The sequence below is a fragment of the Streptomyces sp. Je 1-4 4N24 genome (assembly GCF_026239515.1).
Taxonomy (GTDB): domain Bacteria; phylum Actinomycetota; class Actinomycetes; order Streptomycetales; family Streptomycetaceae; genus Streptomyces; species Streptomyces nigrescens.
The window spans coordinates 8,264,736-8,288,974 of sequence record NZ_CP110836.1 but is presented as its reverse complement, the minus strand read 5'-3'; the positions used below and the strand labels follow the sequence as shown (position 1 = coordinate 8,288,974).

Sequence of the window (24,239 nt, the reverse complement as noted above, 5' to 3'; positions counted from 1 at the left end):
GCGCGGGGTGGGCGTCACCCGCCGTCGGCGGGCAGCGGCTCCCGGTGGTCGAAGGCGATCAACGGGTCCCCGGTGAGCGGATGGTCGGTCACCGCGGCGCGCACCCCGAACACCTCGGCCAGCAGCTGCGGTGTCAGCACCGCACGGGGCGTTCCGGACGCCACCACCCGTCCGGCGTGCAGCACATGCAGCCGGTCGCACAGGGACGCCGCGGCGTTCAGATCGTGCAGCGAGATCAGGGTGGTACGGCGCTGCGCGCGCAGCAGCGCGAGCAGCTCCACCTGGTGGCGTACATCGAGGTGATTGGTGGGCTCGTCCAGCACCAGCACCTCCGGGCCCTGGGCGAACGCCCGTGCCAGGAGCGCCCGTTGACGTTCACCGCCCGACAGGGTGGAGAAGCGGCGGGCGCCCTGTCCGGCCATGCCGACGGCGGCCAGCGCGCGGGCCACCCTCTCCCGGTCGGTGCGGTCCTCGCCGGCGAAGGCCCGCTTGTAGGGCGTACGGCCCATGGTCACCACTTCGCGTACGGTCAGCTCGAAGTCGCTGCCACGCTCCTGGGGCAGCGCGGCGACCTGTTGTGCGGTCCGGCCCGGTGAGAGCGTGCGGATATCGGTCCCGGCCAGCAGGACCCGACCGGCGGTGGGCCGCAGATGCCGGTAGACGGTGCGCAGCACCGTGGACTTGCCGCTGCCGTTGGGGCCGACCAGCCCGGCGATCTCACCGGCCGCCGCCATCAGCCGCACTCCGGCGACGACATCGCGTCCCGCGTAGCCGACGTGCAGCTCCTCGATCTCGACGTTCACCGGTCCGCCTCCAGCCGCCGGTCCAGGATGAAGAGCAGGGCGGGCGCCCCGATCATCGCGGTGACCACGCCGATCGGCAGTTCCTGGGTGTCCATGGCCGTACGGCACACCAGGTCCACGACCACCAGCAGCAGTGAACCGGTCAGCGCGGACAGCGGCAGCAGCCGGCGGTGGTCGCCGCCGATGAGCAGCCGGCACAGATGCGGGACCATCAGGCCCACGAAGCCGATGGCCCCGGAGACCGCGACCAGTACACCGGTCAGCAGACCGGCCACCACGAACAGCTCGCGACGCAGCCGGGTGACGTCCACGCCCACCCCTGCCGCGGTCTCATCGCCCATGATCAGCGCGTTCATGGCGCGGGCCCGGGCCTGCAGGGCCAGCAGACCGGCGGCGACCGCGAGCGCCGGCAGCCACAGCACCCGCCAGGTGGCCCCGCTCAGGCTGCCCATCAGCCAGAACAGCACGCTACGGGTCTGCTGTTCATCGCCGGCCTGGAGCACCAGGTAGCTGGTGAAGCCGGACAGGAACTGTCCGACCCCGACACCGGCCAGCACCAGACGCAGCGGGGAGAATCCCCCGCCGCGCCGGGCCATCCACCACACCAGCGCGAACGAGCCGAGCGCACCGGCGAACGCGGCCCCCGAGAGCCCCAGCCCCAGGCCGCCACCGGCCGTGACGCCCAGCACGATGGCGGTGACCGCGCCCAGCGACGCGCCGTTGGAGATCCCCAGCAGATACGGGTCCGCCAGAGGATTGCGCACCAGTGCCTGGGTCGCGGTCCCCACCAGGCCGAGCCCCGCCCCGACCAGTGCCGCCAACAGGGCGCGGGGCACGCGCAGTTGCCACACGATCAGGTCGTCGGTGCCCGGCCGGGGCGGCGCACCGCCGAGCCGCCGGAACACCACCGACCAGACATGGCCGGGCGCGATATCGGTGGCGCCCAGGGAGACCGCCGCCGTCAGGGCCACCACCAGCGCGACACCGAGCCCCACGGCCAGCAGCCCGGCGAGCGGGGTCCGTCGCCCGGCCCCCTCGGCCCGCTCCTCGCATCCGTGCGGATCGGCGACCGTCGCGGCCACTAGCGCGCCGCCTTGAAGCGTGCGGGGTGGAGGGTGTGCGCGATCTCCTCGACGGTGTCCGCGTTGCCGACACCGGCGATCGTCGTCCGCTCCGAGCCGATGCGCAGGAACTTCCCGTTCCGCACCGCCGCGAGCCCCTTGGTGGCGGGGAAGCTCTTCAGGAACGCCGCGGCCTCGTCGTACGCCTTGGCGTTGGCCGCCGCATCGCCCCGGTTGCGGACCCCGAGCTGGATCCAGTCCGGGTTCTTGGCGACCACGTCCTCCCAGGAGACCGGCTTGAAGTCCCCGTCACAGCCCTCGAAGACATTGCGCGCCCCGGCCTGGCCGATCACGGCGTTGGCCACCTGCTTGCGGCAGACGGCGACCGGCTGCTTGGTTCCCGCGTCATAGTCGAAGAAGAAGTACGTCGGCCGCTTGCCGGGCGGGATATCGCCCACGGCCCGGCGCACCTTGTCGGTCTTCGCCCGCATCCCCGCGACGAGGGCGTCCGCCCGCTCGGCGGTGCCGGTCACCGCGCCCAGCCGCTTGATGTCCCCCTCCACACCGGACAGATCGCGCTGCGGCTTCTTGGCCATCGGCGCACAGGCGGTCGACGCCAGGTAGAGGTGCTTGATCCCCGCCGCCGTGAACTCCTCCGCGGTCGGCGCGTCTCCGGCCCCGCCCATGGTCTTCATCGCCGCGAAGGAATCGATGTACAGATCGGCGCCCGAGCCGAGCAGCTTCTCCTTGGGGATGACGGACTTCGACAGCACCGGCACCTTCCGCGCCTTGGCGTCCAGACCACCGGGCAACGTGCCCTTGCCGGGCGGGAATCCGGTCCCGATGACCCGGTCGCCCGCGCCCAGCCGCAGCAGCATCTCCAGGGCGGCGGCATTGCTGGTGACGATCCGGCGCGGCGCGGCGGCGAACGTGGTGGTGGCGCCCTGGCAGTCGGCAACCCGTACGGGAAAGCCGGCCCCGCCGCGTCCCGGCGCGCCCTGGTCCGTACCCGGCCCGCCGCCTTCTCCGCTGCCGCACGCGGTGGCGGCCAGCGCGACAACTACCGCGACACCGCACAACTTCCAAGGACGCATGGCGCTTCTCCCCTATGCCTCACCAGCCGGTTCACCGGCCGTGTCACCGGCCGCCGCGGCGTCCGGCGGGCCGCAGACGCGACCCGGCACAGGTAGTCGGCCGGGCACCGGGGGCGGTTCCAGGACGACCGCGCCCTTTTCGGCCGGAGGAATCCCCGTACGCGCACCGGCAGTCCCCACCGGGCGCCCACGGGCGGCCGCACTCGTCGCCGCCGCGGGAGCGAACTAAGGTGACGCGTCACCACAGCACCGGAAGGCTGGTTGATGACGACGGATGCGACGGGTGTGACGGAGGTGGCCGATGCGGACGATGCAGGGGCGCCGGGCCCGGAGCTGTCAGCGGGCGGGAGCGTCTAGGGAGTGTCCGCCTTGGCGTCCTCGTCCGCATCGTCGTGAGGCAGCGCGTCGTGGCGGACGTGGAGGAACTCCCAGGCGCCACGCAGCCGGGTGCGTAGGTGCCGCTGGGTGGCGCGACTGTCGAGGCGGACGTCCAGGGCCCCGGGCATGCGGGTGTCGGCCCGGCGTCCGGCGGGCAGCCGGGTGGCGTCGAGTCCGTCGCGTCGGGCGATGAGAACGCCGAGTTCATGGCGGCTGAGGGCGTCGGCTCCGGCGAGGTGGCATATCCCTGGCCGGTCGGACAGGGCGAGTTCCCGCAGCGCGGAGGCCAGGTCTGCGACATGCACGGGGCAGCGGATGTCGTCGGTGAACAGGACGCCGTCACGTGTGCCGGCAGCCAGGGCGTGCACCAGCCGCTCGTGCACGGAGCCGCCGTTTCCGATGATCAATGAGGTGCGGGCGACCGCGGCGGCCGGTGCCAGGAGCCGCACAGCGGTCTCAGCGGCGGCCTTTGCCGCGCCGTACGGGGTGACAGGGTCGGGCAGGCAGGACTCGTCGTAGTGAACACGGGAGCCGGAGAACACGGCGTCGCTGGAGACATGGACCAGCCGGCAACCGCGTCTCGTCGCGGCCATCGCCACGCGGATCGAGCCGTCGGCGGTCACCGCCCAGTTGCTCCCTCCGCTCGTGACGTTGATGACGGCGTCAGGGGCAACCGTGGCCAGTACCTCGTCGATGTGCCCGGAGGCACGAAGGTCGAGCCGGTACCACGCGGCTCCGGGGATGCTGCCGGGGCGGGAGTGGTACGTCGCTGCCGTCTCCCAGCCCGCAGCCGTCGCCTGCCGCACGAGTTCCGTCCCCAGGAACCCGCTGCCGCCGATGACCAGGACCTTCATCGCGCCCATGCCGGTGTCCATGTCGCGTCGTCGCGGTGGGCGGGCCGGGTGGCGCCGACGTAGGTGCGGAGTGTGGTGAGGGCGGGGTGCGGGTTGTCGCTGCGCCAGATCAGGGAGTGCGGGTAGACCGGTGTGGGGTCGTGTACGGGCACGCGCCGCAAGTCCTGGTCGGCGGGCCAGACCAGGCGGGTCTGTGCGCCGACGAAGGTTGCCAGCGAGGCGGAGTCGGCGATCGTGTCGAGGAGCGGCTCGGTGCCGAAGTCGGGGCCGGTCGCCTCGATGGTGAGGCCGAACTCCGCGGCGAGTTCGTCGTAGTAGGCGGCCCACTCGGTACCGGCGATGACGCCGGGCATCCAGATCCGGTGCCCGGCGAGCTGCGTCAGGCTGACCGCGCGGGCGGCGGCGTGCTCATGGGCCGGCCCGGTGAGGAGTTGGATGGGCTCATCGAAGACCCGGGCGGCCTCGACGCCGTCGGGGAGTTGCCGCGCGGGCAGGGTGACCGCGCGGAACGACGCGTCGATCGTGCCCGACCGGACCGCGGCGAGGGCCGCGTCGGCGTCGAAGAGGGTGGTCACCACGTCGAGTGCGGTCCCGGGATGCGCGCGGTGGAAGTCACGCAGCAGAACCGCCGGCCCGAGCCGTCGGCCGATCACATCGACGCGCAGCGCACGGCTTCCGGGCCGCACCGAAGCGGCGGCCCGCTCCTCGACACGGAGGAGTTCGCGGGCATGCGGCAGGAACGCCTGCCCGTCGATGGTGAGCCGGGCGCCGCGTGCGGTGCGGGTGAACAGCCGCACACCGAGGTCCTTCTCCAGCGCGGCGATGCGCTTGGAGACGGCCTGCTGGGTGATCGACAGGGTGGCGGCGGCTTCCTGGAACTGTCCCGCGTCCGCGACGGCGACGACGGTGCGCACGGCAGTGAGATCCACGCCCGTCATCCTAGAGGCACAACGTCTGGTTGTGGCTCCCCGGGCCCATTGGTTGTTTGATCAGCTGACTCGCTGCTGGCTTTGATGTCTCCGGTCAACGTGACGTTGTCCGGCCGCGGGAGCGAGGGGTGTGGTGTGCATGGGGGTCAGGCGGTCGCTGGGGCGGCAGTTCGGGTGGCTGTGGGCGTCGTATGCGGTCAGTACGTTCGGCACCCGGCTCGCGTTCGACGCGTTCCCCCTGATCGCGATTCTGGTGCTGCACGCCGGGCCGGCGGAGGTGTCGTTGCTGGCCACCGCGGGGCTTGCGGTGGGGGCGGCGGTGGCGGTGCCGCTCGGCCCGTGGGTGGAGTTCCGCCGCAAGCGGCCGGTGATGGTGGCGATGGACCTGGTGCGGTGCGTGGCCCTGATGAGCGTCCCCGCCGCGTACGCACTCGGTCTGCTCGGTTTCGTCCAGCTCCTGGTCGTGTCCGTCGTCGTAGGTGCGGCCGACATCGCCTTCAACGCGGCCAGTGGCGCGTATCTGAAGGCGCTCGTACGGCCGGAGGAACTGCTCGTCGCGAACGGGCGGTTCGAGTCCACGAATTGGACCGCCACCGTGCTCGGGCCGCCGGTCGGCACGGCAGCAATCGGGCTGTTCGGTCCGGCGATGACCATCGTGGCCGATGCGGTCAGCTATCTGCTCTCAGCCGCAGGGCTCGGTGCGATCGGCGGCAGTGAGCCGCGCCCCGTGCGCACCGGTGCGCACGGGGCGCGGCTCCGCCCCGGAGACCTGCTCGAAGGGTGGCGGTACATCCTGACCCACCCAGCCCTGCGCCCCCTGTTCTTCAACACGGTCCTGGTCAGTGGCCTGATCATGGCGGCCTCGCCGCTGCTCGCCGTCCTCATGCTCGGTGACCTCGGGTTCGCGCCCTGGCAGTACGGCCTCGCGTTCGGCCTGCCCTGCGTCGGCGGCCTCATAGGATCACGGCTGGCCCGCCCACTCGTCGCGCGGTTCGGACGGCACAAGGTCATGCTCACCGCGGGGGCACTGCGCGCGTGCTGGTCGCTCGGGCTAGCCTTCATCGGGCCAGGCGTGGCCGGGCTCGTGCTCGTCATCGTCGTCGAGCTCGGGCTGATCACCTGCATGGGCGTGTTCAACCCGGTGTTCGCCACCTACCGGCTCGAGCACGTCCCGACGAACCGGATCGCCCGCACTCTGTCAGCGTGGTCGGTCACCAGCAAGGCCACTGTCGCAGCCATGACCGGCCTGTGGGGCCTGCTCGCCGGCCTCACCGGCCCCCGCACCGCGATCGCGCTCGCCGGTCTCCTCATGCTGACGACCCCGCTGCTGCTCCCCCGCCATGACCACATGCCGCGCCGCGATCCGGGAGCCGCTCCTGACACGCCGCTGATGGCGGCTGACTGAGAGGGGTGTGGTGACGCCGCTCAGCGCCGGTGCCCCCCTTGTTCGCCTCCGCGTTGGTCATGGCCGCGATTGTGGTGCGGCCGTGGACCGCGGTGCACGGTGATAGGGCACAGAGCCGGCAGTCACCGCTCACAACCCGGAGGGCGGGGCGGGCGCTCAGGGGTTGACGCCGCTGCCCTGGGGCCCGTACAGATCGAGCAGGCGGGTGCGGGTGCCGTGCAGCCGGTCGGCCACTGTCTTGGCCACGTAGCGGTAGACCGCCCGGCCGAGGACGGGGTCGGATTCGCACAGGTCGCGGACCGCCCTGGCGTCGAACTCCACGGCCTCGACCGGGCCGACGGTCTCCGCTCCCAGGTGCCACAGATAGGGCGGGAACAGCCAGGACCAGCCGAGCAGTTCGTCACGGCCGAGAGTTTCGACGATCGCCGCCCGGCGCCCGGGGACGTGCTGGTCGAGACACACCTGTCCGCTGCGGATGATCCAGAACCGGTCCGCCCGCCGGCCCTCCTCGAAGAGCCGGGTGGCCCGCGGCAGCGACACCTCGACGGCGATGTCGGTCAGCCGCCGTCGCCGGTCGGGCGGCAACTCGTCGAACATGTCTTTGATCGTGGTCATGCGTCCTCCGCTCGCTGATTGCACGATATGCGGAGCTTTGCGGGGATCGGGGGAATGGCTCGGCCCGCCGGGCGCCCGGCGGGCCGGAACCAGGGCCCGTCTCAGGTCAGCTGACGTCGCACCAGGTCGTGCAGCCGGCCGCCGGTGTCGGCGAGCAGTTCGGCCGGGGCGCCCTGTTCGACGATCCGGCCCTGCGCCATCACGATCACACGGTCGGCGTCCATGACCGTGGACAGCCGGTGGGCGATCACCAGCCGGCTGGCGCTGAGCTTGCGGGTGCTGTCGATGACGATGCGCTGGGTCTCGTTGTCCAGGGCGCTGGTGGCCTCGTCGAAGAACAGGATCCGCGGGCGGCGGACCAGCGCCTGGGCGATCATCAGGCGCTGCCGCTGACCGCCGGAGATCGCGCCACCGCCGGAGATCATGGTGTGCAGACCCATCGGCATCCGCTTGATGTCCTCGGCCAGGCCCGCCATCTCGGCGGCCGCCCAGGCCTCTTCCTGGGTGAAGGCCTCGGCGCCGCAGATGCAGTCCAGGATCGATCCGGTGAGCGGCTGTGCGTTCTGCAGGACGACGCCGCACTGACGGCGCACCGCCGCCTGGTCCAGGGCGGCCAGGTCCTGGCCGTCGTAGAGCACACTGCCCGAGGACGGCTTGTCGAAGCCGATGAGGAGCCGCAGCAGGGTCGACTTGCCGCAGCCGCTGGGGCCGACGACGGCCACGAACTCGCCCGGCTGGACCCGCAGCGAGACATCGTCGAGGACGAGCGGGCCGTCCTCGGTGTAGCGGAACGAGAGCTTCTTGGCCTCGATGCCGCCGGCCAGAGTACCGGGCTGGGCACTGGCCCCCCGCACTTCCGGCTTCTCGTCCAGCACCGGCTTGATCTGCTCGAACATCGGCAGTGCGGCGGCGGCCGAGACGAAAGCGCCGGTGATCTGGGTGACCGCGGTCAGCAGCATGGTCACCGAGGTGTTGAAGGTGAGGAAGGAGGCGGCCGACATGGTGCCGCGGGCCGGACCGGCCAGCAGCATGAAGAGGGTGAGCGAGCAGAGCGGCAGATAGACCGCGTTGAGGACGGTGGTCAGATTCTTGATCCGGCCGGCCTTCTGCTGGAGTTCACGGGAGCGGGCGAACTCCCGGGCCCAGGCCGCGTACGCAAAGCTCTCGGCCGCGGCGACCCGCAGTTTGGGCAGTCCCCGCAGGGTCTGGAACGCCTGGTTGTTGAGCTTGTTGCCGAGCTTGACCAGCCGTCGCTGCCAGCGCAGCTCCCACAGGCCCATGGCGAGGAACACCGCCCCGATGACGATCAGCATGGCGACCGCCGCCAGCGCCAGCGGCACGCTGTAGAGGAGCAGCAGCACCAGATTCATCGCACCGATGGTGGTGGACTGCACGGCCACCGGGCCGAGGCCGGACAGCACCCGCCGGATGCTGCTGATGCCCATCGCGGCGCTGGCCAGCTCTCCGGTGGAGCGTTCGGTGAAGAACTTCGTCGGCAGCCGTAGCAGCCGGTCCCACACGGCCGGCTGCAGGGCGCTCTCGATGCGGCCCTCCATCCGCAGGACGGTGAGGTTCTGCAGCAGCATGAAGGCGGCGGAGACAATGCTGGTGATCATGACGGCCAGGGAGACCTGCACGATCAGGCTCTTGTCCGCGGCCGGTACGTACTCCCCCAGCACCTTGCCGGTCGCGATGGGGACGAGGGCGCCGAGGCCGACGGTCACCAGTCCGCTGAGGGCCAGATTGCGGAGGTCCATACGGGTGCCGCGCAGGCTGAAGAGCATCAGCCGCCACAGGCTCATGGGCCGCTCCGGCAGCGGGCGGTAGAACATCACGGCGCGCGCTTCGAATTCCTCGGCGTTGTCCTTGCCGATGCGCATCCGCAGACCGGAGACCGGGTTGACCGCCTCGTAGCGGCCGCGGCGCCACAGCAGCGCCACCGGGGCACCGGACTTGGCGCGGTGGCCCACCAGGGGCCCGGTGTTGGTGCGCCACCAGCGGCCCTGGAGCCGGACCGCGCGGGTCCGGATCCGCGAGCTGACCGCGATCCGCTCGACCGGGGTGATCCGGTCGTTGACGGCGCCGCCCTTCGGTGGCTCGGTGAGCGTGATGCCGGCCGCCTCCGCGACCGTGCGGCAGATCGCGAAGGTGGTGTCATCGCCGGTCCGGTCGGTCCCGGCGCCGCCCCGCCCGGCCCGGTCCTGCCGGCCGATGGACGCCAGCAGCGCCTGGTCGGCGCGCTCGCGGACGGTTTCGCCCGCCTTGATACCGGCCGCCGTACGGTCCTCGTGGGCGCGCTCCAGCTGCTCGATCCAGCGGTCGACGGCGGACAGCAGCCGGTACTGCTGATTGACCATCTGCTGCCATAGCTCGGGGTCGACCAGCAGATCGCCGGCCGCCTCCGCGCTGTAGGAGGCGCCGTACTGCACGCTGCCGGGCGGGACCGGCATCCACAGGATGTCGTCGTCGGCCACCGCGTCATCGCCCGGCCGGCCGTCGAGCGGTGCCTCGAACAGCACACCGAGGCTGCGGGCGGTGCCCAGCGCGAAGGCGTGCTCCAGCGGGGAGGGCGCCTCGCCCTGGACGTCGTACGCGGGGTCGTAGCCGTAGCCGCCCTGCGTGCCGTACTGCGGATACGACCCGGTGTCGCCGTACTCGGGACGGGGCAGTTCGCGCAGGGGGATGCGGCGCACCAGGCAGTCCTGGGAGGGCCGGCCGAGCAGGGTGTGCTGCGGGCCGGCGACCGGGCCGAGCAGCAGAGTGCCCGCTTCGAGCCGGCCGAGGAAGTGCCAGTGCCCTTCCTGGGCGGCGTCGACCGCGAAGAGATCCAGCGAGCCGCTCGTGACGAGCCACAGCACATGCGGGCCCTCCAGGGGAACGCTGCGCAGCCCGGTGCAGTCGACCGGTGTGCCGAGGCTGCCCAGCGCATGGGTCACGGCGTCGGTGTCGCCCGGTCCCACGACCGCGGGCGGGGGTACGGACACGTCAGTGCTCCTTGACCAGCTCGGCGTACGGGCCCCCGGCGGCGACCAGGTCCTCGTGCCGGCCGCGTTCGACGACCACCCCGTGGTCTAGGACGACGATCTCGTCGCTGTCGCGGACCGTGCTCAGCCGGTGGGCGATGACGACGCAGGCACAGCCGCGCCGCCGCAGGTTGTCCATGATGATCTGCTCGGTCCGGGCGTCCAGTGCGCTGGTGACCTCGTCGAGGACCAGGATGCTGGGGCGCCGGACCAGTGCGCGGGCGATCTCCAGCCGCTGCCGCTGCCCGCCGGAGAAGTTGCGGCCGTCCTGCTCGACCCGGCTGTGGATGCCGTCGGGGCGAGGGGCGATCACCTCGTCGTAGAGCGCGGCGTCCTGGAGGGCGGTGATCACCGCGTCGTCCGGGATCGACGGGTCCCACAGCGCCACGTTGTCGCGGACCGTGCCCTCGAACAGGAAGATGTCCTGGTCGACGAAGGAGACGGAGGCGGCCAGCGCGCTGCGGGAGAGGTCCTCCAGCCGCTGTCCGTCGATGCGGATGGTGCCTTCCCAGGGGCTGTAGAGGCCGGAGATCAGCCGGGAGACGGTGGACTTGCCGCTGCCGGAGCCGCCGACGAGGGCGACCTGCCGGCCGGGGCCGACGGCCAGGGAGAAGCCGGTCAGCAGCGGTTTGTCGAGCGGGCTGTAGCCGAAGGTGATGTCTTCCAGCGTCACATGGCCCTTGAGCCTGCGGGTGTCGGCGTCCGGCTCGGGGCGTGAGTAGAGGGTGTCGACGGGGAAGCTCTCGACGTCCTTGAGGCGGGCCACATCGGCGGCGAAGTCCTGGATCCGGCCCGCCACTCCGTTGAGCCGGGTGAGGGGCGCGGTGAAGCGGGTCACCAGCGCCTGGAAGGCGACGAGCAGACCGATGGAGATATGGCCCTCGACCGCCCGCAGCCCGCCGATCCACAGGATCAGTGCGCTGTTGAGCGTGGCGAGGGTAGGGGCGACCACGGCCAGCGCGGCGCTCGGCACGCCCAGGCGCTGCTGCACCTCCAGGGTGGTGGCGTGCTGGCCGGCCCAGCGGCGGAAGTAGCCGTTCTCCCCGCCGGTGGCCTTCATCGTCTCGATGAGCTGGAGACCGGTGTAGGAGGTGTTGGTCAGCCGCGCGGTGTCGGCGCGCAGCTTCTGGGTGTGGGTGGACCGCAGCCGGATCACGATCCGCATGGCGACGACATTGAGCAGCGCGATTCCCACGCCGATCACGGTCAGTTGGGGGTCGTACGTCCACAGCAGGAAGGCATAGAGGACGACGACGATCCCGTCCACGCCCGCGGCGGCGAGGTCACGTGCCAGCGTTTCGGCCACCGCGTCGTTGGACTGCAGCCGCTGGACCAGGTCGGCCGGGCTGCGCTGGGAGAAGAAGGTGACCGGGAGTCTGAGCAGATGGCGCAGGAAGCGGGCGCTGGTGAGGGTGGAGGAGATGATGCGGCCGCGCAGCAGATTGGCCTGTTGCAGACCGGTCAGTACGGCGGTCAGCGCGACCATGGCGCCCATCGACGCGAAGAGCGGCCCCAGCAGCGAGGTCTGGTGGCCGATCAGGAACATGTCGATGTACGTACGGCTCAGCGCGGGCACCGCCGCGCCGACCGCGACCAGCAGCAGGCTGGCGAGCAGCGCGGCCAGCAGGGTGCCGGTGGTGCCGCGCATCCGGGCGGGCACGGCGCTGAGGACGCCGGGCTTGCGGCCGCCCTTGTGGAAGGATTCGCCGGGTTCGAGGACCAGGGCGACACCGGTGAAGCTGGTGTCGAAGTCCTCCATCGCCACGAAGCGACGGCCCTTGTCGGGGTCGTTGATGTGGACGCCGCGGCGGCCCATGCGGCGGCCCGTGCCGTCGTAGACGACGTAGTGGTTGAACTCCCAGAACAGGATGGCGGGCGCCTGCACCTCGGCGAGCGCGGCCGGTTCCATCTGCATGCCCTTGGCCTGCAGCCCGTAACTGCGGGCCGCCTTGAGCAGATTGCTGGCGCGTGAGCCGTCGCGGGAGACACCGCAGGCGATCCGCAGCTCTTCGAGCGGCACATGCCGTCCGTAGTGGGCGAGCACCATGGCCAGCGAGGCGGCGCCGCACTCCACGGCCTCCATCTGGAGGACGGTGGGGGTGCGGACGGTCTTCGTCTTCCTGGGCTTCGGGGCGGGCGCGGCACGGCGGGTGCGGCGGGCCCCGGGCGCGGGCTCCGGGCGGTGCCGGCCGCGGACGGGCGGCGGCAACTGCTGCTGCGGTGCGGCGGAGTCATGGGGGGCGGTCACGGCAGCAGCCAATCGATCGGGTGCTGCGCGGCCAGGTGGACGGCGCCACTGGCCGGCGTCATGGAGTCGACGGCGTACGGCGGGCCGTCGGAGGTCGACCAGGCGTAGCCGGATTTGCTGTGCGGGGCGGCGTCGAGCTGTACCAGGACCGCGACGGGCTGGCCGTGCCGCGAGAACTCCTCGCCGAGCTGGCCGCTGCCCAGGAAGGTGCTGATGCGCTGGCGGGACTGTGCCGTCCTGCCGACCGCTTTGACCCGCCCGCGCAGGACGCCGTACTGCTGGGACGGCACGGACTGGACGGTGAGGTCGACGGACGCGCCGACGGGGACGGTGGCGCCGCTCTCGGCCGGTACGTACAGCGTCGCCGTCAGGGGGTCTCCGGCACGGGCGATGCGTTCCACGGAGGCCACATCCGCTCCGGTCGTGACGACGGAGCCGATCGTGGCGACCATCGTGGTCAGCCGGCCGGCGGCGAGCGTACGGACGACGGTGGTGCCCTGTGCGGTACGGACCCTCAGCACGGGGGTGTGGGCGGCCACCCGCTTGCCCTCTTCCGCGAGTACGGCGGTGACCTGGCCCGCGACGGGGCTCTGCAGGACGTAGCTGCCCTGGCCGTGGGTGAGGATTCCGGGTGCGTTCAGGGTGGACGTCACGGTGCCGGTCACCGCCCATACGGAGGCGGCGACCACGAAGAGGACCGTGACGATCAGTACGAGCCAGCCCTGGGGGCGGGCGAAGCGCACCGGAAGGTCGATGTCCTCGGGCGATTGCAGCTTGGAAAGGGCCTGTTGGCGGAACTGCACGACACTCTTCCCTCAACTGCAACGTTCTGGTGCGGACGGGTGGTGGCCGGAGCCCCGGGCGCCCGGATGGAGTCCGGGCGGACGGGGCAGCCGGCCCGGCATGTCGGCAAGGAGGGGGCGCCGACCTGCCGTTGTCACCGTTCAAAGCCGGCTGTGCCGCTCAGCGGCACAGAAGGGGCTCAGAGACCGGCGACCAGGCCCGAGGCGGTGCCGACGACGCCCGCGGTGTCGGTGCCGGCGACACCGTCGACCAGGCCGGTGGCGGTGCCCACGGCGCCCGAGACCGGGGCGATGGAGTCAACGGTGCTGGTGGCGGTGCCGACCACGCCGCCGACGAGGCCACCGGACACGTTGTCCAGGTCGCTGTCGGAGATTTCCTGCGTCTGAACCTGGGGGGTGGAGTTCATGATGATTCCCTTCGGATGAATATCTCGAAAAAGCTGCTTCCGAACCGTCCGGTGGGGGCCCGTCCGCAGCAGCGGCAGTCGGGTTCCCGAAATCGGGAACCGGGGGGTGACTCCCGCAGTGCGAAGGATCAAAGCATGCAGGCGCGTTGCGCTGCTAATCGGGTAGCCGCGGATCCGGGCGCGATCGCCCCTTTGAAATACCTGACGTGCACGCACGTCCATGACTTGGTGGCAGCTTCTTCACATCTCCTTCGGTTTCTTTTCCGGGCCCTCGGCAAGCGCCCGTTCGGCGAACTGGACATTCCGTCACCAAAGCGCTAAGTCGCAGGTCAGCGTGGGGGTGAGTCACAGGAGACCGTGTGTCGACTGCACATTCGGTGTGCAGATTCCTTGAAGGCCGCCGATTTTTGCGGCACCTCGGCGCGGTGTGGGCAGGCAACTCCGGCGCGCGCTTCCGGCGGAGCCGCGCCGAATGTTGCATGGGCATTAAGTGTGCCCGATTCGCCCGGAGTTCATGGGCGCCATTGAAGGTCTTGAACGTATTGAATGGGCGCATCGGCGCTATCCGTATGCCATTTCCATGAAAATGGATCGAGTGACCGGAGAACGGACATAACCGCATAACGGAGTGCCTTCGGACCCGTCGGTAATGGGCGATTACCGCCGGAAACACCGGCACCCCGGTGGCAGCCGCTCAGCGGCTGGGGCACCGTGAGAAAGGACGCTGCGGGGCCGGCGCCCCGGGAAGGAGCCGTACGTGGAGCCCGTCGAGGCGCTGGAGCGGATCGCCTTTCTGCTGGAGCGGCAGGGGGCGGTGAGCTACCGCGTCCAGGCGTTCCGTACGGCCGCGACGGTGATCGGCGCGCTGTCCGCCGACCAGCTGCGCACCCGCGCCCGGAACGGTTCGCTGGGGCGCCTCAAAGGGCTGGGGCCCAAAACCACCCGGGTGATCGAGGAGGCGCTCGCGGGCGCGCGGCCCGAGTATCTGACGCACCTTGAGGAGGAGGTGGGCGGGCCGCTGGTGGAGGGGGACCAGGGGCAGCGGCTGCGCCGGGCGCTGCGCGGTGACTGCCATCTGCACTCGGACTGGTCGGACGGCGGCAGCCCGGTCGAGGCGATGGCGCGGGCCGCCCGCGGCCTGGGACACGACTGGTGTGTGCTGACCGACCACTCCCCCAGGCTCACCGTCGCCCGCGGACTGACCGCCGAACGGCTGCGGCAGCAGTTGTCGCTGGTGGCGGAGGTGAACGAGCGGCTGGCGCCGTTCCGGCTGCTGACCGGGATCGAGTGCGACATCCTCGACGACGGCTCGCTCGACCAGGAGCCGGAGCTGCTGGAGCGGCTCGATGTGGTGGTCGCCTCGGTGCACTCCAAACTGCGGATGGACAAGGCGCCGATGACCCGGCGGCTGCTGGAGGCGGTCCGCAATCCGCTGGTGGACGTGCTCGGCCACTGCACCGGGCGGCAGATCACCGGTAAACCGCGCCCGGAGTCGCAGTTCGACGCCGGAGAGGTGTTCGGGGCCTGCGCCGAGCACCACACCGCGGTGGAGATCAACTGCCGGCCCGACCGCTTCGATCCCCCGCGCCGGCTGCTCCGCCAGGCGCTGGAGACCGGGACCCTCTTCTCCATCGACAGCGACGCCCATGCACCGGGCCAACTGGACTGGCAGATCTACGGCTGTGCCCGTGCCGAGGAGTGCGGCGTACCGCCGGAGCGGGTCATCAACACCTGGACGGAGCGGCAGTTGGCCACCTGGACCCGGACGGGCCGGACCCCGCACCGCTGACCGCCCCCGGCGCCGTCCTCCCGCGCTCCGCGAAGAGCGGCGTTGCTACCCTCGCCTCCTCATGGACATGCGCACAGAAGACGAGTGGGTCGCCGTCCCGCCGGGGCGGGTGACGCTGTCGGACCGGCGGACGCAGCGCAGTTGGGCGGTGGAGCTCGCGCCCTACCGGCTCGCGCCGTTCCCGCTCACCCAGGCGCGGTACGCCCAGGTCACCGGCGAGCGGCCGAGCAGCGCGCAGGGCGACCGGCTCCCCGTCGAGGGGGTCTCGTGGTGGGACGCGGTCCGGTTCTGCAACGCCCTGTCCGCACAGGAGGGGTTGGCGCCCGCGTACCGCCTGCACCCCGATGTCGAGCGGATCGAGTGGGTCACCACCGCCGACGGGTACCGGCTGCCGACCGAGGCCGAGTGGGAGCACGCCTGCCGTGCCGGTACGACGGAGGCGCGGTACGGGCGGCTCGACGAGATCGCCTGGTATCGCGGCAACTCGCGCGAGCGGATGCACGAGGTGGGCGGCCGACAGCCCAACGTGTGGGGCCTGCACGACATGCTGGGCAATGTGTGGGAGTGGTGCTGGGACCTCTACGACGCCGAGGTCTACGGCAGCTACCGGGTGCTGCGCGGCGGCGGCTGGTTCGACGAACGCTGGAGCTGCCGGGCCTCGGTGCGGCGCCGCAGCCACCCGACCTTCCGGATCGACGATGTGGGGTTCCGCCTCGCGCGTTCCCTCTGACGGGCCGGTGGCGGGGCTCCCTCCGCGTGGTCAGGCGGCACGGGGAGCGGCTGCCGGCGCGTCCGGTGCGGTGGCCGGGGTGAGGCGCAGCACCACGACGTAGGCGACGACCACGGCGACGATCACGAGCGGCATCACCGTCAGACCGCTCTTCCCCAGCAGCAGCGTGGCGAGCAGCACCGAGGTCATCGGGAGCCGGAGCATGGCCACGCACATCGCGCCGACGCCCATCGCGAAGGCCGCGGTGAGCGACAGACCCGGCAGGTGGGACAGCACGACACCGCCCGCCGCACCGAGGAACAGCGCGGGGAAGATGGGGCCGCCCCGGAAGGCGCTGAGCGAGGCGCAGTACGCCAGGCCCTTGCACAGGATGAGCAGCAGCAGCGCGCCCACGGTGTAGCCGGCGCTGTCCCGGAACAGCGACCCCAGCGCCGACTGGCCCGAATAGAGCATCTCGGAGGAGGGCTTGCCGGTGGCCGCGGCGAACGCCACCGCCAGTGCGCCCACCACGAGGCCCATCAGCACCGTGGCCGGTACCCGGTGCCGGACGACATGTCCCTTGAGGAACCGCGCGAAGCGCCGTACCCCGGTCCCGGCGAACCCGGCGGCCAGTCCGATCACCAGCGCCCAGCCGAACTCCGGACCCGTCGGTTCGGCGGCCCTGGGGATGTCGTGCAGCGCGAGCGAGTACGTACCGAGCCCGGTCCAGTCCCCCAGCCCGGTGAAGATCAGCGCCCCCAGGCCGGACGCGAGCAGACCGGGCACCAGCACGATCCCCAGCATCGGACCGCCCAGCCCCGACACCTCCATCAGCAGGAACGCGCCCAGCAGCGGGGATCCGAGCAGGGCGCTGATCGCCGCGAAGCTGCCGGCCGCGCCCACCGTCGCCACCGCCTGGTCCGGCATGCCCCGGCCCATCAGCCGTACGGCGCCCGCGGCCAGACCGCCGCCGAGGGCGATGAGCGGTGCCTCGGGGCCGAGCACCACACCGAAGCTGAGGGAGGCCAGGGCGGCGAGGAAGACGCCGGGGAGCGCGGAGGGCGGGGGCGCCCCGCTGAGCGCCAGCCCGTCGGCCGGCTCATGGCCCCCGCCGCCGGGCAGATACCGGACGGTCAGCCCGACGAGGAGACCGGCCACCACCAGCATCGGGACCGGCCACCAGATCGGCGTCCCGGCGAAGCCCAGCGCCCGTGGCAGGTCCTGGTAGATCAGCGGTTCCAGCTCGTGGACCAGCGCGAGAAAGCCGAACGCGACGGCGCAGACCGGGAAGCCGATCACCGCCGCCACCAGCAGGAGCTTCAGATATCCGCGGGTGCGCACCAGCGCGTAGGGGTCCTGGGGCACGGTGGTCGGCGCTCCGCCCACCGGGCCGGCCGGGCCGACCGACATGCGCCTCGCCTCCTCGGAACCGGGGATGCCCCGGCGCCCGCCCGGGCCGCCGCCGTGATGAGCCTGCCATGGCCGGACCGGGCCGGCACCTCGGACGCGGCCGGACAGGGAGTGGTGGCGGCGCGGTGTGTCCGGCCCGCCATCGCCGTGGTGCGTGCGGCCGCCGTCGCCGTGGTGCGCGCGCCGGCTGCCGTCCTCAGCCCTGAGAGGCCGCCGCCTCCCGGAGCGCGGCGAGCACCGGGCGGAAGAGCGGGTGCTCCTCGGCGCCACGGCGTACCGCGGCGAAGACCCGGCGGGTGGGGGCCACATCGTCGACGGGGCGGACCACCACCCCGGTGAGGTCCACGTCGCGCAGCGCCGAGCGGGGGACGAGCGCCACGCCCGCCGCGGCCGAGGCGAGCGCGACGACGGCGCGGAAGTCGTCCGAAGAGTGCTCCAGACGCGGCTGGAAGCCGGCGTATTCGCAGGCCAGGACCACCACGTCATGGCAGGGGTTGCCGGGGTAGGGGCCGATCCAGGGATCGCCGGCGAGATCGGCCAGTGCCACCTGGGCGGCCTCGGCGAGGCGGTGGCCGGGCGGCAGGACCGCGTCGAACGGCTCGGCGTAGAGCGGGACCCGGGTCAGCCGTGGGTCGTCGGCGCCCGGTGCGCCGCGGTACTCGACGGCCACCGCCACATCGACCTGCCGGTCGAGGACCATGAGCAGGCTGGCGTCGCCCTCGGCGTCCTGGACGTGGACCCGGATACCGGGGGCGGTGCGGGCGAGTGCGGTGAGGGCGGGCGCGACCACCAGGCCGATGCCGGTCGCGAAGGCCGCGACGGTGACCGTGCCCGCCTCGCCCGAGCCGTAGGCGGCGAGCTCGGACTCGGCGCGCTCCAGCTGTTCCAGGACGGCGTTGGCGTGGGTGAGCAGGATGTCGCCCGCGGCGGTCAGCCGTACGCCGCGGGCGCTGCGGTCCACCAGACGGTGGCCGGTCTCCTGTTCCAGGGCGGCCAGCTGCTGGGAGACCGCCGAGGGCGTGAGATAGAGCGCGGCGGCCGCGGCGGTGACCGTGCGGTGGTCGGCCACCGCACGGAGGATGTGCAGCCGTCGTGCTTCGATCATGCTTCCAGTTTCGCAGCAGCGGCCCGCGGGCGGTGTCAGCCCCCGAGCGCGGCCCTCGCACCGATGAACGCGTCGACCGCGCGGTTGACGTCCTCGGTGGAGTGGGCGGCGGACAGCTGTACCCGGATCCGCGCCTGGCCCTGCGGGACCACCGGGTAGGAGAAGCCGATGACGTACACGCCGCGCTCCAGGAGCAGCTCCGCCATCCGGGCCGCCTCGGCCGCGTCACCGATCATGACAGGGGCGATGGCGTGGTCGCCGGGGAGGATGTCGAAGCCCTCCTCGGTCATCCGCGAGCGGAACAGCGCGGTGTTGGCGTGCAGCCGCTCGCGCAGGTCACCGGCCGACTCCAGCAGGTCGAGCACCTTGAGGGAGGCGGCCGCGATCACCGGGGCGAGCGAGTTGGAGAAGAGGTACGGGCGCGAGCGCTGGCGCAGGAGGGCGACGATCTCGGCGCGGGCCGCGACATAGCCGCCGGAGGCGCCGCCGAGGGCCTTGCCGAGGGTGCCGGTGATGATGTCGACGCGGTCCATCACCCCGTGCAGCTCGGGGGTGCCGCGGCCGCCGGGGCCGACGAAGCCGACCGCGTGCGAGTCGTCGACCATCACCATGGCGCCGTACTGGTCGGCCAGGTCGCAGATCTCACGCAGCGGCGCCACATAGCCGTCCATGGAGAACACACCGTCGGTGACGATGAGCTTGCGGCCTGCGCTCCCCGCCTCCTTCAACTGGCGTTCCAGATCGGCCAGATCGCGGTTGGCGTAGCGGAAGCGGCGGGCCTTGCACAGGCGGATGCCGTCGATGATGGAGGCGTGGTTGAGGGCGTCGGAGATCACCGCGTCGTCCGGGCCGAGCAGGGTCTCGAAGACACCGCCGTTGGCGTCGAAGCAGGAGGAGTAGAGGATGGTGTCCTCCTGGCCCAGGAAGCCGGAGATCCGCTGCTCCAGCTCCTTGTGGACCTCCTGGGTGCCGCAGATGAAGCGGACCGAGGCGAGGCCGTAGCCCCAGCGGTCGAGCGCTTCGTGGGCGGCCGCGATGACCTCGGGGTGGTCGGCGAGGCCGAGGTAGTTGTTGGCGCAGAAGTTGAGGACCTCGCCGGGGTTGCCGCCGGCGGTGACCGCGACGGTGGCGGACTGCGGGGTGCCGATGACGCGCTCGGGCTTGTGCAGACCGGCGGCGCGGATCTCATCGAGGGTGCTGCGCAGTTCGTTGCGTACGGAATCGAGCATGAGGGCTCCTTAAGGTACGTGGGGCGGGTGAGACGGTCGTGCCCGAGAGGCGAACCGAGCCAGAAATCAAACAGTCCAGTCGAGAATGATCTTGCCGCTGCGGCCGCTGGCGGCGTCGTCGAAGGCGGCATCGAAGTCCTGGTACGCATAGCGGCCGGTGATCACGGGCGAGAGGTCGAGGCCGCCTTCGAGCAGCACGGACATCGCGTACCAGGTTTCGAACATCTCCCGGCCGTAGATTCCCTTGATCGTGATCATGGAGGTGACGATCCGGGACCAGTCGACGGGGAACTGCTGGGACGGCAGGCCGAGCATCGCGATCCGGCCACCGTGCGTCATGTTGGTGATCATGTCGCACATCGCCTCGGGCCGGCCGGACATCTCCAGCCCGATGTCAAAGCCCTCGCGCAGGCCGAGCTCGCGCTGGCCGTCGGCGATGGTCGCCTCGGCGACATTGAGGGCGAGGCTGACGCCGACCTTGCGGGCCAGGGCGAGGCGCTCCTCGCTGACGTCCGTGATCATGACATTGCGGGCCCCGGCGTGCCGGGCGACGGCCGCCGCCATGATGCCGATCGGCCCCGCGCCGGTGATCAGCACATCCTCGCCGACCAGCGGGAACGACAGCGCGGTGTGCACGGCGTTGCCGAACGGGTCGAAGACGGCGGCGATATCGAGGTCCACGGGGACGCGGTGCACCCAGACATTGGTGGCGGGCAGCGCGACGTACTCGGCGAAGGCACCGTCCCGGCCGACGCCGAGACCGACGGTGGCGCGGCACAGATGGCGACGGCCGGCCAGACAGTTGCGGCACTTGCCGCAGACCAGATGGCCCTCGCCGCTGACCAGGTCGCCGGCCTTGATCTCGGCCACATCGCGGCCGGTTTCCACCACCTCGCCGACGAATTCATGGCCGATCGTCAGCGGGGCGGTCACGGCGTTCTGCGCCCAGCCGTCCCACGCCCGGATGTGCAGATCCGTGCCGCAGATGCCGGTGCGCAGCACCTTGATCAGCACATCCCCCGGGCCGATGGCCGGCTCCGGTACGTCCATGAGCCAGAGACCCGGCTCCGTCTTCTGCTTGACCAGTGCCTTCACCGCAGCGGCTCCCGTACGTCAGTGACCTGCCGGGGGCCCGCCTCGGCCGCCCGATCTTCGTCAGGAAATCTTCCGTACCTCGGCCGCGCGGTCCATCGAGGATTTCTTAAGCGCGGCCACAGCTGCCCTTTACGCCTGCTCCGCGCAGGGGCGACCACGGGCCCGGGAGTGTAAGCGTTCGCCACCGCAAGCGTCGGAATTCATCACAGCTTGAGTGGCCGTGAGACCGGAGTGCACGGCGCTACGTAGGACTGGGTGAGCACCACACACGGGTGCTGACGCGACGCACCGCGGTCGCCCGTGTGCCCCGTTCCTGTGCGTCCCTGGAGGTCAGTGAATTGAGCCACCGACATGTGAACAAGCGCCTGCGGACCGGCGCCATCGCCACCGCAGGTGTGGCAGCCGTCGCGGCCGCAGCGATCCTGCTCCCCAACGCCAACGCGAGCACGGACCAGCCGGCGGCCCCGAAGACACTCAGCGCCCACTCGGCCACTCAGCTGGCGACATCCCTGAAGGCGGACCTCGGGGACCAGAGCGCGGGCTGGTACCTGGACAGCTCGAACGGCCACCTGGTCATGAACGTCCTGTCGGAGGACGACGCCGCGAGCGTCAAGGCCAAGGGCGCCGTCGCCAAGGTCGTGCAGAACAGCATGACCGCGCTGAAGTCCGGTGCGCAGACCCTGCGCGACAACGCCTCGGTGCCCGGCACGGCCTGGTCGATCGACCCGAAGACCAACAAGATCGTGGTGGTCGCCGACAGAACCGTCACCGGCGCAAAGATGGCCACCCTCACCAAGACCACGAACGGTATGGGCGAGGGCATGGTGACCGTCAAGCGGTCCCAGGGTGAGTTCAAGCGGTACGACGGCGGGGACGCGGGAAGCGCGGCGGGAGGCGCGGCCGGCAGCGCCGCGGGGGGTGCCGGGGACGCCGCGGGCGGTGCCGGAGATGCCGCAGGTGGCGCGGGAGACGCCGCAGGTGGCGCCGGAGATGCCGCGGGCGGCGCCGGAGATGCCGCGGGCGGCGCGGGAGACGCCGCGGGTGGTGCCGGGGACGCCGCAGGTGGCGCAGGTGGCGCCGGGGACGCCGCGGGCGGCGCGGGAGACGCCGCAGGTGGCGCCGGGGACGCCGCGGGTGGCGCGGGCGATGGCGGTGCCGGTGGCGGCGAGCAGGCCGCCGGGCCGATCGGCGGCAGTGCCATCTTCGGCGGCAACGCCCGCTGCTCACTGGGCTTCAACGTCACGGTCAAGGGCGCACCGGCCTTCCTGACGGCCGGTCACTGCGGCAACGACTCCAAGACCTGGACGGCGGACCAGGGCGGCAGCCAGCCGCTGGGCACGGTGTCCGACTCCCAGTTCCCGAAGACCGACTTCGCACTGGTCACCTACGACGACGCCAACGCACAGCCGCAGAGCGCGGTCGACCTGCAGAACGGCAGCACCCAGGAGATCACCAAGGCCGCGGAGGCCGCCGTCGGTATGAAGGTGCAGCGCTCGGGCAGCACCACCGGCCTCAGCGACGGCACCGTCACCGGTCTCGACGCGACGGTGAACTACGGCAACGGCGACATCGTCAACGGCCTCATACAGACGGATGTCTGCGCGGAGCCCGGCGACAGCGGCGGCGCGATGTTCTCCGAGGACTCGGCGGTCGGGCTGACCTCCGGCGGCAGCGGCGACTGCACCGCGGGCGGCGAGACCTTCTTCCAGCCGGTCACCGACGCGCTCAAGGCCACGGGTGCGGAGATCGGCGCCGGGGGCGGCGGTGCCGGCGGCGACGCCGGCGGTGACGACGCCGCGGCCGGCGGCAATGGCGCGGGCGGCGGCGACGCCGGCGCGGGAAACGCCGGTGCCGGCAACGCAGGAGCGGGGAACGCCGGTGCCGGCAACGCGGGGGCCGGGAACGCCGGTGCCGGCAACGCCGGCGCGGGAGCGGGCGACCCGGGAGCGGGTGCCCAGGACCCCGGCGCGGCCGGCGGTGACGCGCTGAACTGACGCGAGGAATCAAATGCGCGACCGGCCCCGCCCCTTCAACGGCGAAGGAGAGCGGGGCCGGTGAGCGTACGGGGCCCTGAGTGTGGCGGAACCATAGCGACCGCCCGCGGAGCGGTGTCAGACCCGACCTCCAGGCCGGCTCACCGCCCCTGGCCCCGGAATCCGTCGAGGCGGTGCGCCGCACGCTGGAGCGGCTGGCGCAGGGCTTCGCCCTCAGTGTCCACGGCAGCGACGGACGGGTCCGCTTCCGCAGGTTCGGCCTGGTCAACTGGCTGACGCAGGCCGGGGCGGCCGGCGGCTCCCCGTACGCGGGCGGTATGGAGGGCAATGACCACACGCTGCTGCAGGGGCTGGCGAGGTCCCGTTGGACAAACCGCTCTCCGTGCAGGGGCCGCGGCCGGGGCCGGAACCGGCCGCCGGCGTCAGGGCGAGGTGATGGTGAACAGGCCGCCGTCGGGGTCGCGGATGACGGCCTGGCTGCCCTCGCCGTCCGCGGTCGGGGTCACGGGGGTGACGGTTCCGCCGGCGGCAACCGCGGTGGCCGTCACCTTCTCGATCTCGCGGACCGGGAAGTGGACGTGCCAGCGGGGGCGCACCCGCGGGTCCGGGGCGGACTCGACGGCGCCGCCGCGCAGGGTGGCGACGATGTGCGTACCGTCGCGGACGATCACCTGGTCGTGTTCGTAGGTCACATCGCAGCCGCCCGGCTCCTCGGAGGCCCAGCCGAAGACCTCGGCGTAGAAGATGGCGGCGGCGAAGGCGTCACGGGTGCGCAGTTCGAGGCAGGCGGGGGCATTGCCCTGTCCGACCGACCAGGCCAGGGTCTGGCCCTCCCAGAAGCCGAAGGTGGCACCGTCGGGGTCGGCGGCGAGGGCGGCGCGTCCGGGGCCGAGCTTGAGCGGGCCGACGGCGACGGTCGCCCCGCGCTCACGGATCCGGTCCGCGGTCTCGTCGGCGTTCTCCACCGCGAAATAAGAGGTCCAGGCCACCGCGACCTGGAAGCTCTGGGCGAGGGCCCCGATGCTGGCGACCGGCTGCCCGTCGGCCATCGCGATACAGAACTCCTCTCCGAGGCTCGCCGGGCGGAACCGCCAGCCCAGGACCGCGGAGTAGAACTCCTGCGCGGCCTCCAGATCGCGGGCCATCAGGCTGACCCAGCAGGGAGCGCCGCGTACCGCGGTGACGGGGCCATGGGCCGACATGACATCTGCCTCCTGTTGCTCAGCGCCCCTTCCCACTCTGCCAGCGACGGGGCGGGGCCGCACCAAGGGCGCGTCCCCCGGCGGCA

At 71.9% G+C, this 24,239-nt stretch carries 19 protein-coding genes; 4 read left to right on the top strand and 15 right to left on the bottom strand.

The features are described from left to right. Positions 1–14: 14 nt before the first annotated feature. From SLV14N_RS35945 to SLV14N_RS35925, 5 genes are all read right to left on the bottom strand, one after another. A complete protein-coding gene (locus SLV14N_RS35945) occupies positions 15–803 on the bottom strand; it encodes an ABC transporter ATP-binding protein (RefSeq protein ID WP_263272607.1) in 789 nt (262 codons plus the stop codon). After that, entirely contained in the window at positions 800–1,807 is a 1,008-nt protein-coding gene (locus SLV14N_RS35940; protein ID WP_262371188.1) for an iron ABC transporter permease, read from the bottom strand. Before SLV14N_RS35940 ends, SLV14N_RS35945 begins: the two co-directional genes overlap by 4 nt. 77 nt (positions 1,808–1,884) lie before the next feature. After that, the gene (locus tag SLV14N_RS35935; protein ID WP_263272606.1) at positions 1,885–2,958 is read right to left on the bottom strand and encodes an ABC transporter substrate-binding protein; all 1,074 of its coding nucleotides are present in this window, start codon (positions 2,956–2,958) and stop codon (positions 1,885–1,887) included. A 353-nt stretch (positions 2,959–3,311) separates the two neighbouring features. After that, positions 3,312–4,190 carry a sugar nucleotide-binding protein gene (locus SLV14N_RS35930; RefSeq protein WP_263273391.1) on the bottom strand — a complete coding sequence of 293 codons (879 nt, stop codon included), beginning with the start codon at positions 4,188–4,190 and terminating at the stop codon, positions 3,312–3,314. After that, the gene (locus SLV14N_RS35925; RefSeq protein WP_263272605.1) at positions 4,187–5,119 is read right to left on the bottom strand and encodes a LysR family transcriptional regulator; all 933 of its coding nucleotides are present in this window, start codon (positions 5,117–5,119) and stop codon (positions 4,187–4,189) included. The genes SLV14N_RS35930 and SLV14N_RS35925 overlap by 4 nt, the downstream gene beginning before the upstream one ends. A gap of 139 nt (positions 5,120–5,258) precedes the next feature. On the opposite strand from SLV14N_RS35925, the gene SLV14N_RS35920 reads away from it, so the two are divergent. Next, positions 5,259–6,524 carry an MFS transporter gene (locus SLV14N_RS35920; RefSeq protein WP_263272604.1) on the top strand — a complete coding sequence of 422 codons (1,266 nt, stop codon included), beginning with the start codon at positions 5,259–5,261 and terminating at the stop codon, positions 6,522–6,524. 156 nt (positions 6,525–6,680) lie between these two features. Here SLV14N_RS35920 and SLV14N_RS35915 read toward each other — a convergent pair whose 3' ends face one another. From SLV14N_RS35915 to SLV14N_RS35895, 5 genes are all read right to left on the bottom strand, one after another. Further along, a complete protein-coding gene (locus tag SLV14N_RS35915; protein WP_263272603.1) occupies positions 6,681–7,139 on the bottom strand; it encodes a Crp/Fnr family transcriptional regulator in 459 nt (152 codons plus the stop codon). Positions 7,140–7,240: 101 nt separating this feature from the next. Beyond that, entirely contained in the window at positions 7,241–10,123 is a 2,883-nt protein-coding gene (locus tag SLV14N_RS35910) for an NHLP bacteriocin export ABC transporter permease/ATPase subunit (protein ID WP_263272602.1), read from the bottom strand. A gap of 1 nt (position 10,124) precedes the next feature. Further along, positions 10,125–12,410 carry an NHLP family bacteriocin export ABC transporter peptidase/permease/ATPase subunit gene (locus SLV14N_RS35905; RefSeq protein WP_263272601.1) on the bottom strand — a complete coding sequence of 762 codons (2,286 nt, stop codon included), beginning with the start codon at positions 12,408–12,410 and terminating at the stop codon, positions 10,125–10,127. After that, positions 12,407–13,213, bottom strand: a complete 807-nt coding sequence (locus SLV14N_RS35900; protein ID WP_208686838.1) for an HlyD family efflux transporter periplasmic adaptor subunit — start codon at positions 13,211–13,213, stop codon at positions 12,407–12,409. Before SLV14N_RS35900 ends, SLV14N_RS35905 begins: the two co-directional genes overlap by 4 nt. A 179-nt stretch (positions 13,214–13,392) precedes the next feature. Beyond that, a complete protein-coding gene (locus SLV14N_RS35895; RefSeq protein WP_042152485.1) occupies positions 13,393–13,620 on the bottom strand; it encodes a hypothetical protein in 228 nt (75 codons plus the stop codon). A gap of 757 nt (positions 13,621–14,377) precedes the next feature. Between SLV14N_RS35895 and SLV14N_RS35890 the strand changes: the two genes are divergently transcribed. Together SLV14N_RS35890 and SLV14N_RS35885 are read left to right on the top strand one after the other, a co-directional pair. Continuing rightward, positions 14,378–15,409 carry a PHP domain-containing protein gene (locus SLV14N_RS35890; RefSeq protein ID WP_263272600.1) on the top strand — a complete coding sequence of 344 codons (1,032 nt, stop codon included), beginning with the start codon at positions 14,378–14,380 and terminating at the stop codon, positions 15,407–15,409. Between the two features lie 61 nt (positions 15,410–15,470). After that, complete coding sequence (locus SLV14N_RS35885; RefSeq protein WP_263272599.1) at positions 15,471–16,139, top strand: formylglycine-generating enzyme family protein; 669 nt, start codon at positions 15,471–15,473, stop codon at positions 16,137–16,139. Positions 16,140–16,169: 30 nt separating this feature from the next. On the opposite strand, the gene SLV14N_RS35880 is transcribed toward SLV14N_RS35885, so the two are convergent. The 4 genes from SLV14N_RS35880 to tdh all read right to left on the bottom strand — a co-directional run bounded on the left by SLV14N_RS35880 (position 16,170) and on the right by tdh (position 20,957). Continuing rightward, entirely contained in the window at positions 16,170–17,528 is a 1,359-nt protein-coding gene (locus tag SLV14N_RS35880; protein ID WP_263272598.1) for a chloride channel protein, read from the bottom strand. Positions 17,529–17,724: 196 nt separating this feature from the next. Beyond that, positions 17,725–18,633, bottom strand: a complete 909-nt coding sequence (locus tag SLV14N_RS35875; protein WP_208686830.1) for a LysR family transcriptional regulator — start codon at positions 18,631–18,633, stop codon at positions 17,725–17,727. Between the two features lie 35 nt (positions 18,634–18,668). Beyond that, entirely contained in the window at positions 18,669–19,862 is a 1,194-nt protein-coding gene (locus tag SLV14N_RS35870) for a glycine C-acetyltransferase (protein WP_263272597.1), read from the bottom strand. Positions 19,863–19,928: 66 nt separating this feature from the next. Further along, on the bottom strand, positions 19,929–20,957 hold the full coding sequence (tdh, locus tag SLV14N_RS35865; RefSeq protein WP_093640127.1) for an L-threonine 3-dehydrogenase: 1,029 nt from the start codon (positions 20,955–20,957) through the stop codon (positions 19,929–19,931). Between the two features lie 353 nt (positions 20,958–21,310). Between tdh and SLV14N_RS35860 the strand changes: the two genes are divergently transcribed. Beyond that, positions 21,311–22,951, top strand: coding sequence for a S1 family peptidase (locus tag SLV14N_RS35860; protein ID WP_263272596.1), 1,641 nt, complete (start codon positions 21,311–21,313; stop codon positions 22,949–22,951). A gap of 422 nt (positions 22,952–23,373) precedes the next feature. On the opposite strand, the gene SLV14N_RS35855 is transcribed toward SLV14N_RS35860, so the two are convergent. After that, positions 23,374–24,153, bottom strand: a complete 780-nt coding sequence (locus SLV14N_RS35855; RefSeq protein WP_208686825.1) for a VOC family protein — start codon at positions 24,151–24,153, stop codon at positions 23,374–23,376. Positions 24,154–24,239 lie beyond the last annotated feature (86 nt).

What these genes read in the sequence shown, in the direction of transcription:
- SLV14N_RS35885 (WP_263272599.1), top strand. Translation starts at nt 15,471, where the DNA reads ATGGACATGCGCACAGAAGACGAGTGGGTCGCCGTCCCGCCGGGGCGG.
- SLV14N_RS35920 (WP_263272604.1), top strand. Translation starts at nt 5,259, where the DNA reads ATGGGGGTCAGGCGGTCGCTGGGGCGGCAGTTCGGGTGGCTGTGGGCG.
- SLV14N_RS35935 (WP_263272606.1), bottom strand. Translation starts at nt 2,958, where the DNA reads ATGCGTCCTTGGAAGTTGTGCGGTGTCGCGGTAGTTGTCGCGCTGGCC.
- SLV14N_RS35915 (WP_263272603.1), bottom strand. Translation starts at nt 7,139, where the DNA reads ATGACCACGATCAAAGACATGTTCGACGAGTTGCCGCCCGACCGGCGA.
- SLV14N_RS35880 (WP_263272598.1), bottom strand. Translation starts at nt 17,528, where the DNA reads ATGTCGGTCGGCCCGGCCGGCCCGGTGGGCGGAGCGCCGACCACCGTG.
- SLV14N_RS35930 (WP_263273391.1), bottom strand. Translation starts at nt 4,190, where the DNA reads ATGAAGGTCCTGGTCATCGGCGGCAGCGGGTTCCTGGGGACGGAACTC.
- SLV14N_RS35870 (WP_263272597.1), bottom strand. Translation starts at nt 19,862, where the DNA reads ATGCTCGATTCCGTACGCAACGAACTGCGCAGCACCCTCGATGAGATC.
- SLV14N_RS35895 (WP_042152485.1), bottom strand. Translation starts at nt 13,620, where the DNA reads ATGAACTCCACCCCCCAGGTTCAGACGCAGGAAATCTCCGACAGCGAC.
- SLV14N_RS35875 (WP_208686830.1), bottom strand. Translation starts at nt 18,633, where the DNA reads ATGATCGAAGCACGACGGCTGCACATCCTCCGTGCGGTGGCCGACCAC.
- SLV14N_RS35855 (WP_208686825.1), bottom strand. Translation starts at nt 24,153, where the DNA reads ATGTCGGCCCATGGCCCCGTCACCGCGGTACGCGGCGCTCCCTGCTGG.